Origin of the sequence: Flavobacterium sp. Root901, from assembly GCF_001429765.1 — a bacterium.
Classification (GTDB): domain Bacteria; phylum Bacteroidota; class Bacteroidia; order Flavobacteriales; family Flavobacteriaceae; genus Flavobacterium.
In genome coordinates, this window is the sequence record NZ_LMJB01000006.1 from 403,910 (window position 1) to 417,716 (window position 13,807).

The window sequence follows — 13,807 nt, forward strand, 5'->3', positions numbered from 1 at the left end:
TGAAAAGGTAATAATTTAGAACAAAATATTATTCGTAAATCAAAAATCATTTTGATTTCCTTTACATCATTAATCCATAATTTGATGTAGCTTTACACTCATTTTCAAGTTAAAATATATCAATTTTATTATATGGAACCAACAAGAAAGGAGCATGATTTTTTAGGGCAATTAGAAATTCCTAATCATCTATATTACGGAATCCAAACTTTTAGAGCGGTAGAAAATTTTAATATTACCGGTATTCCTATTTCAAAAGAACCGTTGTTTATTAAAGCTTTAGGTTATGTAAAAAAAGCTGCAGCTCTTGCCAATAAAGACTGTGGCGCAATAGACCCAAAAATTGCCGAAGCTATTTGCTACGGAAGCGATGAAGTTATTGCCGGAAAATTTAATGGTGAATTTGTAAGCGATTTAATTCAGGGCGGGGCAGGAACTTCTGTAAATATGAATGCCAACGAAGTAATTGCCAATATCGGACTTGAATATCTTGGACATAAAAAAGGAGAGTACAGCTTTTTGCATCCAAACAATCATGTAAACTGTTCGCAGTCTACAAACGATGCGTATCCATCGGCATTTAGAATTGCATTGTACTTAAAAATGGAAAGTTTCATTAAAACGCTGGCGGGTTTAGAAGTGGCTTTTGCTAAAAAAGGAGAAGAATTTAAAGAAGTTTTAAAAATGGGAAGAACACAGCTGCAGGATGCTGTGCCTATGACTTTAGGACAAGAATTTAAAGCTTATGCAACTACAATTGGCGAAGACATTCAGCGTTTAAAAAATGCGCAGCAGTTATTATTAGAAATAAATATGGGTGCAACGGCAATTGGAACAAAAGTAAATGCTCCAGAAGGTTATCCTGAACTTTGTGTTTCATACTTAGCAAAAGAAGTTGGAATCCCGTTAACGCTTTCACCAGATTTAATCGAAGCGACAGTTGATACAGGAGCTTATGTGCAGATTATGGGAACATTAAAACGTTCTGCAGTTAAGATTTCTAAAATCTGCAACGATTTAAGATTATTAAGTTCGGGGCCAAGAACAGGTTTAAACGAAATTAATTTACCAGCGCGTCAGCCGGGTTCTTCGATTATGCCGGGGAAAGTAAATCCGGTAATTCCGGAAGTCGTAAACCAGACTTGTTTTTATGTAATTGGTCAGGATTTAACCGTTACAATGGCTGCAGAAGCGGGACAGTTACAACTGAATGTAATGGAACCTGTAATTGCTTTTGCGATGTTTACGTCTTTAGATTATCTTTCGAATGCCATTCAAACCTTAATTGATAAATGCATAAACGGAATTACAGCAAATGTTGATCACTGCTATAATATGGTCATGAACAGCATTGGAATTGTAACGCAGTTAAATCCAATTATTGGTTATGAAGAAAGTGCAAGTATTGCGGGTGAAGCTTTAAAAACAAACAAAAGCGTACATCAAATTGCTGTTGTAGAAAGAAAGCTGATTACTCAGGAAAAATGGGATGAAATTTATTCATTGGAAAATTTAATACATCCAAAATTTATCACAAAATAATTTTGTTATAATAAATATGATAACAAGCCGTCATTTGTATTGACGGCTTTTTTGTTTTATATTGTTTAATGTGTTGAAAATGAGTTATATTTACAATAAAGTTTGCATTTGGTTTTAGTAGAATTTAAAATTTTGTAAAGTGAAATTCTTAAACAATAATTTTTTTCAGCACAAAATTAAAATTACAGTTTTGCTCATTCTGTTTCCATTCTATTTATGCGCCCAAGCTCAAATTGATTCTCCGGATAAAGAAATATGCCCGCCTAAAACCATTTTTGAAATCTTCAAAAAAAGCGATTCTGTTTTCGTTGTGAAACCCACAAAAAATAATTTTTTTCTTGTAATTCCGGCCATTGGTTCTCAGCCTGCAACCGGATTTTTTTTTGGTGCTGTTGCGCAATATACCTTTAAAGGAAAAAAAGCATCAGATAAATATTCAATAGCAAATCTTGGCATAATTTATACACTCAAAAAACAATGGATGATAAATGTAAAGAATAATATTCTGCTCAGGAATAACCGAATATTTTTAAGCGGAGATTATAGGCTTTATATATTTTCGCAGCCCAATTACGGACTCGGAACCGATATAATTCCGCCGCGTAGGGATCAGCCGCCTGGTTTTAGTATTGATTCTTTGGCACAGGCCATGGATTATAATTATTTTAAATTTCATCAGACTGCTTCTTTTGAAGTGAAAAAGAATTTTTATGCTGGCGGCGGAATCAACATAGATTGGTACACAGACATAAATGATAAAAAATTGGATGTTGAAAACGGCAGCCTGACCTATCATTATAATTACAGCAAAACACATGGATTTGATAATTTAGAATATTTTCTAACGGGAGTGAGTCTGAATTTTGTTTACGATTCACGCGATAATCAGGTTAATTCTTCACGAGGATGGTTTGCTAATATCAATTACCGTTTTAATCCTGTTTTATTTCATAATCAAAAATACAGCAATGTTTTATTTGCAGAATATCGTAATTTTATTCCGCTTTCGCAGAAAAACGATCACTATATTCTTGCAATTTGGTCTTACGGACAGTTTGTGACCAGAGGAGAAGTTCCGTATTTAAATCTGCCGGCAATTGGCTGGGATCAGCGCAGCAGAAGTGGAGAAGGTTATACGCAGGGATTGTTTCGGGGAAATAATTTAATTTATCTATCCACAGAACTCAGATTTCCAATAACCTGCAATCAAATGCTGAGCGGTACAGTTTTTACTAATTTTGTAACGGCAGGCAATTCAGATACTAATACTCCGCTTTTTCATTCTGTTCAGCCAGCAGCAGGCGTTGGCCTTCGCTTATTAATAGACAAAAAAACACGTACAAATTTGGTTATCGATAATGCCTGGGGAAATAATTCAAAAGGATTTTATCTAAATGCCGGAGAAACTTTTTAGAATCGTTTATTTGTTAAAACAAGTCAAACGCCTTTTAAAGTCCTAAAATCTATATTTTTATGCATTTAATCATAGTCCAGCTTTAAACCAACAATTAAACAAAGCTGCTTTTGAAAGCTATTGTTCATAATTAAATCATAATTTATAACTTTTATGAATAATATTTTTGAACTCAATCCTTATTTTTGTTGTATACACAAATTAACATGAAGTTACTAATAGTCGAAGACGAACCAAATCTTTTATCGATTTTGCGTAAAGGATTTGCAGAAAATAACAACGAAGTTAGCGTGGCTCTCGATGGCAAAACTGCTCTTGAAATGATTCACAATTATAACTTTGATGTTGTCGTTTTAGACGTTATGCTGCCGGATATTAACGGAATTGAGATCTGCAGAAGACTTCGCGCAAGCAAAAACTTTGTTCCAATTTTACTTTTAACGGCGCTTGGAACTTCAGAAAACATTGTAACCGGACTTAATTCCGGTGCCGATGATTATCTGGTAAAGCCTTTTAAATTTGGAGAACTCGATGCCAGAGTAAATGCCCTGCACAGAAGAGCACATCAGGAAACAGATAAAATTGATGTTATTACAATTGGAGATTTAGAGATAAACGGAAGGGCAAAAACCGTTCAAAGAGCCGGAGAACCAATAATTTTAACGGCAAAGGAATTTAAACTGCTGTATTATCTGGGAAAAAATGCCGGAAGAATTGTTTCCCGCGATCAGATTTTAGATAATGTCTGGGATATCAATTTTGATATGAATACCAATGTTGTCGATGTCTATATTACTTATTTAAGAAAAAAAGTTGATAAACCTTTCAAAACCAAACTTATTCATACCATGAAAGGTTTAGGTTATGTTATAAAAACATAAAATGGATATTAGAAAAAAAATTACTTTTACTTATGTAGCACTTTCTACCTTTAGTACATTGCTATTGAGTATTATAGTATTCGTTTTATTTAGGGAAAATAACCGTTACCATTTTTTGAAAAGGTTAGAAGACCGTGCTAAAATTGTGGCTTCAATTCACTTTCAGCATGATCCTGAAAAAAGTAAATATTATAGTAATTTAAAGAAAAACGGACTTGAAGAACTTATTGAAGAAGAAGAATATGTCCTGAAAATCAACAGTGCCAATAGTTTTGATTACAATACAAAATTAAATCTTCCCAATAAATTTTATTCCAATATACTGCAGACCGGAAAAGATTATTTTGAAATTAACAGTAAATATTATCTTGGTCAGGTTTTTACAGAAAGAGATCAAAAATATATTGTAATTGTTGGCGCCAGAGACCGAAGAGGGAAAACAACAACTATTTATATTATAAAAATATTGGTTTTTGGAGGTATTGGTTTTATTCTTCTTGCTTTCTTTTTAGGTCGTTTTTTGGCAAAACGTGTTATTAATCCGGTGGCCAGGATTACGAGGGAAGTAAACAGAATCAGCGCTTCAAATCTTCATAACAGACTTCCGGAAGTCAAAAACTCTGATGAAATTTCAGATCTGACCGAAACCTTTAATGATATGTTAGACCGACTTGAAACATCATTCGAGATTCAGGCTAATTTTATTAATAATGCTTCACACGAATTAAAAACACCAATTACAACGATCATTGCCGAGGCCGAAATTATGCTTCTTAAAGAACGTCAGGTGGAAGAATATGTAGAATCACTGCAAAATATTTACAATCAGGCATCAAGGTTAGGAAACTTAACCGAAAGTTTATTAAAACTTACTCAGACAGGCTATGACGGAAATAAACAGGTTTTGGATATCGCCAGAATTGATGAGTTATTATTAGACGTAAAATCTGATTTAGATAAAATTTTTCCGGAAAACAGAGTAAGTATCAAACTTAATTTTGTGCCAAAAGATTCCAATCTGCTTTTAATTCCGTGTAACAGACCGCTTTTAGAATTAGCGATTAATAATATTATTACAAATGGCGTAAAATACTCAGACAATAATGAGGTATTTGTAACGCTTACAGCAAATGAGGAAGCTATAAAAATTTCCATCAACGATATCGGAATTGGTATTCCGCCAGAGGATATTCCGCATTTGTATGAACCTTTCTTTAGAGGGAAAATTGCCGCAAAATATATCGGTTATGGTTTAGGACTGCCTTTGGCTTCAAAAATCATCCGTATGCATGATGGCGAGATACAAGTACAGTCTGAGCAAAATAAAGGTACGATCGTAACGATTATCTTCAAAAAAACAAAAACTAAAAAAAGCAACATTAAAAATTCTAATGTTGAATCTTAGAAAATTCTAATTTAAGATTAAGACCCTTCTAATATTCAGGTAGTTATTTTGTCTGTATAAACTAAAAGATTATACATATGAAAAATTTCCTGATACCTACAACTTTAAAAGATGATACAATTTCTGCTGTAAAATCAGCAATATGCCAGGCAAAAGAATCTGACTGCGAAATTGTTTTAATGATGGTTTCTGAAACTCCAGATGCTTTTTCATCATCTAATTTTTTGCGTGAAATGAGAACCGGACTTACCAAAAGTCAGGAAGAAGTACTCGAAACCTGCAGGTATATGATCGATCATGCTAAAAACTGCAAAATTAAAATTCACAATCAATACGGACTTTCGTCTCCAATATTCAGAGGAATTATTGAACATTTTGCTGTAAAACTAGTTATTCTGACACATTCTTATAAACAGGAAACAAAACGTATTCATCAGTATTTAGTGCAGTTGGCGGCCAACCAAAAATGCCCTATTTTACATTTAGGAAATGAATTTAAAAAAGATTTTACAAAAGCACTTTATATAGAAAACAGTTCGGCAAATGTTCATGTAAAAGATGTACAGCAGTTTTTGAATGAAAATTTCTCTTATGAAATCGTAAGCCAAACCTCCAGAATGGATGATAATCTTGAAGAAGCTGCACCATATTTGACAGAAGCTATTTCGAAATATGAGATCGATCTTTTAGTAGAAACTCGAAAAGGGGAAAAAATAAAATTTAAAAAAGTAAAAAAACAAAACATTAATGAAAAACTAGGTCTTCCGGTTCTTTCATTATACGAAGAACTGGCTTAATTTTTTAGTCGACAGCCGTTAAGTTTTTTAATTCTTAGTCTAAGAACTAAAAAAACTAAAAACTAAATAAATATTAATTTAAAACCGAAAATATGTTATTAAAGAAAAGAATACCAATGAAGTACGTTCTCGGGAAAATTAAAGTAGAAATTGCTTTAGTACTGGCTTATACTGTATTATTTGAAATATTTCATCACTATTTCATCAATCTTCCCGTTGATATTCCAATTGCGATTCCGACGATGATCGGAACGATTATTTCCTTATTACTGGCATTTAAGTCCAATCAGGCTTACGATCGCTGGTGGGAAGCACGCATTGTCTGGGGAGCTGTCGTAAATGATTCCAGAACTTTAATTCGTCAGGTGCTGACATTTTATAAAGATCCCGATTTTTCTGTTGAAGCGAGTGAATTCAAAGAAAATTTTGCAAAAAGACAAATCGCATGGTGTTATAGTTTAGGGCAGGCTTTAAGAAATAAAGATGCCGTAAAACCATTAAAAGGATTAATGAGTGAAGAAGAAATAAAATACATTAAGAATCATCAAAATGTTCCAAATGCTATTTTAATGCTTCATGCACGCGATCTTAGAAATGCCAAAAACGATAAAAAAATCAACATGTACCAACAAGTTGAGATCGATAATACATTATCGCGATTGTGTGATGAAATGGGAAAATGCGAGAGAATTAAAAACACAATCTTTCCAACAACCTACAGCATGTATATCAGACTAACGTTGTGTTTGTTTATTTTGTTACTGCCTTTTGGATTAACAAGTGTATTAAGCTGGTTTGCTATTCCGTTAATTACAGCTATCGCTGCAGCTTTCTTTTTGATCGAAAGAATGGCGATTCATTTGCAGGACCCGTTTGAAAACCGACCAACTGATACGCCTGTTACGACAATTGCAAATACTATTGAGAAAAATATCAAACAAATGCTTAACGAATATCAAAGCGAATTTGATATCCTAAAAGAATTTGATTTAAACGACGAACCTAAGAAGGTCGAAAAAGACGCTTATTTCGTTTTATAACTTTTTAATTTTGGTCTTCTTAATTAATTGTTGGCCGGATAGTGAAGTAGTTGCACTGTCCGGTTTTTTTTATTGCGAGGAACGAAGCAATCTCACTAACAATAATGCGCAAAGTTTAATTTATCCAATGATATTGCTTCGTTTCTCATAATAACAAACTACAACTGCTTTGCTGCCAATTTGCCTAAAGTTCGGATAGATTCGCGTAATTCATTACTCCACGGAAGTCCAAAACTCAATCGCATACAATTTGAGAATTGATTTTGAAAAGAAAAAATCCTTCCGGGCGCTATGCTGATATTATGTTTTAAAGCCAGATGATAAAAAGCGGAGGTATCAATTTTTTGATCTAATTCTACCCAGAGAAAAAAACCGCCCTGAGGCTGGCTTACTTTTGTTCCGGCGGGAAAAGATTCCAAAACCGTATTAATATAATTATTACAATTGCGATTTAAGATTTGGCGTATTTTGCGAAGATGGTTTTCATAACGGCCGTTTTTCAAAAAATCACCTACAACTTCGTGCGTAATAGTAGGAGAGGAGATAGTGTGGTATAGTTTTGTTCTCAGAATTTCTTTTTTAAATTTCCCGGGAGAAACCCAGCCGACACGATAACCCGGTGCCAAAGATTTAGAAACAGAACTGCAGCAAAGTACTATTCCGCTCTCATCATACGTTTTGCAATTCGTTGGACGGCTTGAGCCAAAATACAAATCGCCATGAATATCATCTTCAATCAGCGGAACATTGTAAAAATCCATAAGGCGTACAATTTCTTTTTTATGTTCGTTTGGCATCATACTTCCCGACGGATTACTGAAATTACTCATCAATACACAGGCTTTTACTTTATTGGTTGAAAGTGTTTTTTTAACAGCTTCAAGTTCAATTCCGGTGGTCATATTGGAGGGAAGTTCCATTACATACAAACCTAAAGACCTTGCCAGCTGCAGGATCCCAAAATAAACCGGACTTTCTGTAATAATTGTATCTCCGGGTTTCGTTAAAGTCAGCAGGCAGTCTGAAATAGCCGAAATACAGCCTGGAGTCGTAATAATATCTTCTTCTGTCAATGAGCCGCCCCAGGTAAAAGACCAGCGCGCAATTTCTTTTCGCAGATTACTGTTTCCCTGAATTTCCTCATAACTTGTCCCGCTGTTTGGCAGCTGTCGCATTGCCTGAACCATTCCTTTGTTCAGTTTTGCAATAGGAAGCAGCTCGTTTGAAGGAAAACCAAGCGAAAGCATCGTAAGGTCTTTTTTGCGCATATCATTGTAAACCAGGTCAACCAGATCTTCGCGCTCGATATTTTCAACAGTTAAAATGGGTGAACTTGGCGAAGGTTCTGTAATTAATCTTGCTGAGGTATTACTCACATAATAACCAGATTGCGGCCGGGATTCAATCAGCGAAAGGCTTTCGACTTCATAATACGCTTTACTAACTGTACTCATGCTGTAACCCGTTTCAGCACAGACTTCCCTAATGGAAGGCAGTTTGTCTCCAACGTTTAAAAGGCCTGATTTTATCTGTTTTTCAATGACATCTGCAAATTGCAGATACAAGTAATTTGAGCTTTTCATAAAAATAACTGTTATGCTGCAATTTACAAAAACTGTATCTGTATTGCTGTTTTATTTTTTAGAAATTTGTTTCATCAAAAAAATAAAGGAAACAGCAGTGAAAACAACAAAATATTACATCGCAGCCATTACAGCTTATACCGTTTGGGGATTTTTTAGTTTAGTTTTAAAACCTATTCACGAATATCCTGCACTTGATATTTTATTTTACCGCGTTTTTAGCTGTTGTATTTTAATGCTGATAATTACATTTTTGTTTAAAAGAAAGGCATTACAGGAAAGTATAAATGTTTTCAAATCTTTATCAGCTGCAGAAAAGAAAAAAGCTGTTTTATTAAACATTGGCGGAAGTATCTTTTTAATGGCAAACTGGTTTACTTTTATTTATGTAATGAACCATGTAAGCGTTAAAGCAACTTCATTGGCTTATCTTGTCTGTCCAATTTTAACGACATTGCTGGCCTATTTTATCTTAAAAGAAAAGCTGGCCAAAACACAGTGGCTGGCAGTTGGTTTAAGTATTTTTGGATGTCTGCTTTTGTCTTATGCTGATATTATGGATATGTTTTTCAGCATTATCATTGGTCTTACTTATGCTTGTTATCTGGTAAGCCAGCGTGTAAATAAGGGGTTTGACAGATTCATTGTACTTACCTTTCATATTACGCTTGCGGCAATAGTTTTGTTCCCTTTTTATCCGGAATACAGCGGAACTATCCCAACCGAATTTAAATTTTATTTCTGTATAGAGACCATTGCGATTGCATTTACCATCATTCCGTTGTTCCTAAACTTGTACGCCCTTTCAGGAATTAACTCATCAACGGTTGGAATGTTGTTGAATATCAACCCGATGATTGCATTTTTACTGGCAAATTTTGTCTATCACGAAAAAATCAGCGCGTTGCAAATCAGTGCTTACGGCATTATTTTTATTGCAGTGTTAGTTTTTAATTCCAATCATTTTTTTGCCATGAAACAGAAATATATCCTGTCGTCTAAAGATTCTCAGTAAAGTAACTCTTGTATTTTTATTGGTTTAAAATGTAAAAATTACGAGAACCTTAACAGGATTTTAAAACAGGAATGAGTATTTTTCATTCCTGTTTTTTTATGCAGAAAAATGAAATTACAGTCCACTCCCGATAGCTGTCGGGATGTACAGATTCAATGATTTTTTAGCCACTAATTACACGAATTTGCACGAATTATATTTTTAATCACTTTCGTCAAATAAAAATTTGTGTAATTCGTGCAATTCGTGGCAGACAGAAAAATCCTTTTACTCTGTGAAATCTGTGGCTGACAATAATACAATAATACAATCTGACTCTTTCTGATGTACAGTAAACTTCTAAACCTGATGCGCGAAATTATTCATCTTGATGCTTCTGACATTGAGATTGTTGAGTCGTTTTTTGAACCTCTTTTTTGTGATAAGGGACAAATTCTGGAAGCAGAAAACAAACCGGTAAAATATTTGTATTTTATCAACTCCGGTTTTATCAGGATTTTTTATAATGAAAATGGAAATGAGCAGACAACGCATATCAACTGTCCTTCCGGATTTATTACTTCATTTAACAGTTTTATAAACGGAACAATTTCTAACGAAAATATTGAATGCATAACGTATTGTGAAGTACTTAGAATTACTAAAAACAATCTTGATATTTTATGCGGTAAAAGTCAAAAATGGACTGATTTTGCCAGAATTGTTTATGAAAATTCAGTGATTTACAATGAGCAGAGAACCAAAGATATTATGAATTTATCTGCAGAAGCACGCTATTTAAACCTATTAAAATACAATCCTGATATTATTCAAAATGTTCCGCTGCAATACATTGCTTCTTTCATAGGAATAAAACCCGAAAGCTTAAGCCGAATTAGAAGAAAACTGATTTCCTAACATAGGTCAAGTAGATTGGTTTTGTTGTTACTGAATTTTGCATCAGTAAAACAAACTCAAATGAAAGCAATAAAAAATAAAACAGCACTAATTACCGGAGCATCTTCCGGAATTGGCGAAGCTTTTGCTTATGAATTAGCAAAACAAGGATCTAATTTGATATTAACGGCAAGATCTCAAGACAAATTAAACTTTTTGGCAGACAAAATTTCGAGAGAATATAATGTAAAAGTAGATGTTTTCGCAGGCGATCTTCTGCAAAAAGATACTCCGTCACAATTATATTCTCAAATAAAACAAAAAGGGTTGTCTATAGATATTCTTATAAATAATGCCGGATTTGGTAAATGGACAAATTTTTTGGACGAAACTACACAGCAATATGAAGATATGATAGAAATCAACATTAATGCGCTGGTCAAATTATGTCATTTAGTACTGCCGGATATGCTTCAAAAAAGAGAAGGTGCCATTATTAATGTCGCATCAACAGGTGCTTTACAGCCTTGTCCTTATGTTGCCGTTTATTGTGCAAGTAAATCCTTTGTTTTGGATTTTTCAGAAGCTTTGTATGGAGAATACAGTAAAAAGGGAATAACGATTACAGCGCTTTGTCCGGGCAATACCACAACTGGTTTTCAATCTGTTGCAAAAGCAAACACAAAAGGAATGCCTGCTGATACACCAAATGAAGTGGCTAAACAAGGAATTAAAGCACTTCTGCAAAACAAAAGTTTTAAAATTGTGGGTAAAATGAATTATGTCCAATCATTTCTGCCAAGATTCTTAACAAGAAAAGCGATGATTAATGTGGTTAGCGGCATGATGAACAGCAAAGTAAACGGATAATTTCCGGCGCTGCAATTTCAGTAATATATTATGAGAATCTTAACGTACTTTAAGCGAAATTTCTTTAATTTAACAAAAGTAAAAATTAAGATTCTCTATGAAAAATACCAAACTTCAAGCCTTTATTCCTTTGTTTTATTTAGTGTGGTCCGATGATCTTCTCACACAGAAAGAATTTGCTACACTAAAAGAGTTTATACATTCTTTAAATGTTTTATCGGAAGAAGAAAAAGAATATTTACTTTCTAAAGTAGATATTTCAAATCCGCCTTCGCGAAATGAACTCACACAATGGAAATTGGATATTGAAAAAAGTATTCAGGATAAATCGTCTCTTAAATCCATTTTTGATATTGCAAAAGCACTTTCGGGAAACGATTTGGATTTAACACCAATTGAATCCGATTTTACAAAACTCGAAAATGACCTTGGGATTTTAGGCGAAGAAGCACTGCAGAACTTCAAAACAAAAGCCGATTCTTTTACCGCAAATTCGCAGACGACAGACAATTTCGATATTAAAAAAATAACCGAATTTCTGGACGGAAAAGAAGCACCGATTATAAAAAAGGTAAAAGAAGTGATTTCCAGACCTGAATTTGCTTATGAAACTTCAACAGATATTAATGTTTTCCGCAAAACGGTTTACAACTGGTGTAAAATCCTGGCCGATGAAAATTTAGGAAACATGGCCTATCCAAAAGAATACGGCGGCGGAGGAAATGTAGAAGATTACTTCGCGATTATGGAAACGCTGAGTTATCACGATTTGAGTTTAGTGATAAAATTTGGTGTACAGTTTGGACTTTGGGGAATGAGTGTTCAGTCTCTCGGAACCGAAAAACATTATGCAAAATATTTAAAAGATATTGGTTCTCTGAAACTTCCGGGTTGTTTTGCGATGACCGAAACACATCATGGATCAAACGTAAAAGGTCTGGAAACTACGGCAACTTATAATCATAACGATCAGACTTTTACTATTCATACACCAAATAAAAACGCTCAAAAAGAATATATTGGGAATGCAGCGGTTCATGGACAAGCCGCAACTGTTTTTGCTAAATTGGTTATCGATGGACATGATTACGGCGTAAATGCGTTTGTAGTTCCTTTAAGAGATTCAGAAGGAAATGTTCTGCAAGGTATTACAATTGGCGACTGCGGTCATAAAATGGGTTTAAACGGAGTGGATAACGGAACCATTAGTTTTGATAATGTCGTGATTCCGAAAGAAAATATGCTCGATCGTTTTGCTTCTGTAAACGATAAAGGTGAATTTGAAAGCCCTATTCCGAGTGATAACAGAAGATTTTTTACCATGTTGGGAACTTTAGTCGGAGGAAGAATTGGAATTCCGCGTTCGGCTTTGGCTGCAGCCAAATCTGGATTAACAATTGCCATTCGCTACAGCGATCAAAGAAGACAATTTGGACCGGAAGGCGGATCAGAAGTTCCTATTTTAAATTACAGAATGCATCAGCGCAGATTATTACCGCATTTGGCAAAAACGTATGCCGTACATTTTGCCCTTCAGTATCTGACAAAAAGATTTTTGAACAGAACAGAAACCGAAATGCAGGAAATAGAAGCACTGGCGGCAGGAATGAAATCGTACTCAACCTGGAGTACAAGAGATATTTTGCAGGAATGTCGGGAAGCCTGCGGCGGAAAAGGGTATTTATCTGAAAACCGAATTGATGCTTTAAAAAACGACACCGAAATTTACACCACTTTTGAAGGTGATAATACGGTTTTAATGCAATTGGTTGCCAAAAATCGTTTGTCTGAATTTAGAAAATCATTTGGAGAAATGGGTTCTTTGGGAATCATCAATTACGTATATGAAAATGCTAAAACGGTCATTACAGAAAAAAATCCAATCGCTACCCGAAGAGCAGATGATGAACATTTGCTCGATGCAGAATTTCATCTTCAGGCTTTTGTGCACAGAGAAAAAACAATTCTGGCTTCGGCGGCAAGACGTATTAAAAAACTGGTCGATGGCGGCTTAGAAGCTTATGATGCTTTTAATGTCGTACAGCATCAAATGATCGATGTTGCGCAGGCTTATTTGGAACGTATTGTTTTAGAGCAGTTTCAGGAAGCAGTTAAAGTGATTGAAGACGAAAATGCTAAAAATATATTGACAAAATTATATCAATTATATGCGCTTTCGCAGATAGAAAAAAACAAGGGCTGGTATTTGGAAGATGGTTATATGGAAGCTGTAAAAACTAAAGCGGTTCGTAAACTGGTCAATCAGCTTTGCTGGGATATTCGCCCGAACGCAGTGGCACTGGTAAATGCTTTTGATATTCCGGAAAGCTGTCTTGTGGCGCCAATTGCGGTTTAATTTTATAAGTTTTATGATTAGCTTTGTC

11 protein-coding genes are annotated in these 13,807 nt (G+C 34.5%); 10 read left to right on the forward strand and 1 reads right to left on the reverse strand.

The annotated features are described in order from the left end of the window. Nucleotides 1-132: 132 nt before the first annotated feature. From aspA to ASE21_RS11235, 6 genes are all read left to right on the forward strand, one after another. On the forward strand, nucleotides 133-1,542 hold the full coding sequence (gene aspA, locus ASE21_RS11210) for an aspartate ammonia-lyase (RefSeq protein WP_057122760.1): 1,410 nt from the start codon (nucleotides 133-135) through the stop codon (nucleotides 1,540-1,542). Between the two features lie 139 nt (nucleotides 1,543-1,681). Next, nucleotides 1,682-2,956, forward strand: a complete 1,275-nt coding sequence (locus tag ASE21_RS11215; RefSeq protein WP_057122761.1) for a BamA/TamA family outer membrane protein — start codon at nucleotides 1,682-1,684, stop codon at nucleotides 2,954-2,956. Nucleotides 2,957-3,162: 206 nt separating this feature from the next. Further along, entirely contained in the window at nucleotides 3,163-3,837 is a 675-nt protein-coding gene (locus ASE21_RS11220) for a response regulator transcription factor (protein WP_057122762.1), read from the forward strand. A gap of 1 nt (nucleotide 3,838) precedes the next feature. Then, the gene (locus tag ASE21_RS11225; protein WP_057122763.1) at nucleotides 3,839-5,242 is read left to right on the forward strand and encodes a sensor histidine kinase; all 1,404 of its coding nucleotides are present in this window, start codon (nucleotides 3,839-3,841) and stop codon (nucleotides 5,240-5,242) included. Between the two features lie 77 nt (nucleotides 5,243-5,319). Beyond that, complete coding sequence (locus tag ASE21_RS11230; RefSeq protein ID WP_057122764.1) at nucleotides 5,320-6,039, forward strand: hypothetical protein; 720 nt, start codon at nucleotides 5,320-5,322, stop codon at nucleotides 6,037-6,039. A gap of 92 nt (nucleotides 6,040-6,131) precedes the next feature. Further along, on the forward strand, nucleotides 6,132-7,079 hold the full coding sequence (locus tag ASE21_RS11235) for a bestrophin family protein (protein ID WP_057122765.1): 948 nt from the start codon (nucleotides 6,132-6,134) through the stop codon (nucleotides 7,077-7,079). Between the two features lie 158 nt (nucleotides 7,080-7,237). Here ASE21_RS11235 and ASE21_RS11240 read toward each other — a convergent pair whose 3' ends face one another. Beyond that, complete coding sequence (locus ASE21_RS11240; protein ID WP_057122766.1) at nucleotides 7,238-8,662, reverse strand: PLP-dependent aminotransferase family protein; 1,425 nt, start codon at nucleotides 8,660-8,662, stop codon at nucleotides 7,238-7,240. A 97-nt stretch (nucleotides 8,663-8,759) separates the two neighbouring features. Here ASE21_RS11240 and ASE21_RS11245 point away from each other — a divergent pair, with 97 nt between their 5' ends. The 4 genes from ASE21_RS11245 to ASE21_RS11260 all read left to right on the forward strand — a co-directional run bounded on the left by ASE21_RS11245 (nucleotide 8,760) and on the right by ASE21_RS11260 (nucleotide 13,779). Next, nucleotides 8,760-9,677: an EamA family transporter gene (locus ASE21_RS11245; RefSeq protein WP_057123177.1), complete on the forward strand. Its 918-nt coding sequence runs from the start codon at nucleotides 8,760-8,762 to the stop codon at nucleotides 9,675-9,677. Between the two features lie 348 nt (nucleotides 9,678-10,025). After that, on the forward strand, nucleotides 10,026-10,574 hold the full coding sequence (locus ASE21_RS11250) for a Crp/Fnr family transcriptional regulator (RefSeq protein WP_242410256.1): 549 nt from the start codon (nucleotides 10,026-10,028) through the stop codon (nucleotides 10,572-10,574). A 60-nt stretch (nucleotides 10,575-10,634) separates the two neighbouring features. After that, a complete protein-coding gene (locus tag ASE21_RS11255) occupies nucleotides 10,635-11,423 on the forward strand; it encodes an SDR family NAD(P)-dependent oxidoreductase (protein ID WP_057122768.1) in 789 nt (262 codons plus the stop codon). 97 nt (nucleotides 11,424-11,520) lie between these two features. Continuing rightward, nucleotides 11,521-13,779, forward strand: a complete 2,259-nt coding sequence (locus tag ASE21_RS11260; RefSeq protein ID WP_057122769.1) for an acyl-CoA dehydrogenase — start codon at nucleotides 11,521-11,523, stop codon at nucleotides 13,777-13,779. Nucleotides 13,780-13,807: the final 28 nt, after the last annotated feature.

Bases quoted from the DNA above. Each gene is read 5' to 3' on its own strand.
- ASE21_RS11235 (WP_057122765.1), top strand. From the start codon at position 6,132: ATGTTATTAAAGAAAAGAATACCAATGAAGTACGTTCTCGGGAAAATT.
- ASE21_RS11260 (WP_057122769.1), top strand. From the start codon at position 11,521: ATGAAAAATACCAAACTTCAAGCCTTTATTCCTTTGTTTTATTTAGTG.
- ASE21_RS11240 (WP_057122766.1), bottom strand. From the start codon at position 8,662: ATGAAAAGCTCAAATTACTTGTATCTGCAATTTGCAGATGTCATTGAA.
- ASE21_RS11230 (WP_057122764.1), top strand. From the start codon at position 5,320: ATGAAAAATTTCCTGATACCTACAACTTTAAAAGATGATACAATTTCT.
- aspA (WP_057122760.1), top strand. From the start codon at position 133: ATGGAACCAACAAGAAAGGAGCATGATTTTTTAGGGCAATTAGAAATT.
- ASE21_RS11255 (WP_057122768.1), top strand. From the start codon at position 10,635: ATGAAAGCAATAAAAAATAAAACAGCACTAATTACCGGAGCATCTTCC.
- ASE21_RS11220 (WP_057122762.1), top strand. From the start codon at position 3,163: ATGAAGTTACTAATAGTCGAAGACGAACCAAATCTTTTATCGATTTTG.
- ASE21_RS11225 (WP_057122763.1), top strand. From the start codon at position 3,839: ATGGATATTAGAAAAAAAATTACTTTTACTTATGTAGCACTTTCTACC.
- ASE21_RS11250 (WP_242410256.1), top strand. From the start codon at position 10,026: ATGCGCGAAATTATTCATCTTGATGCTTCTGACATTGAGATTGTTGAG.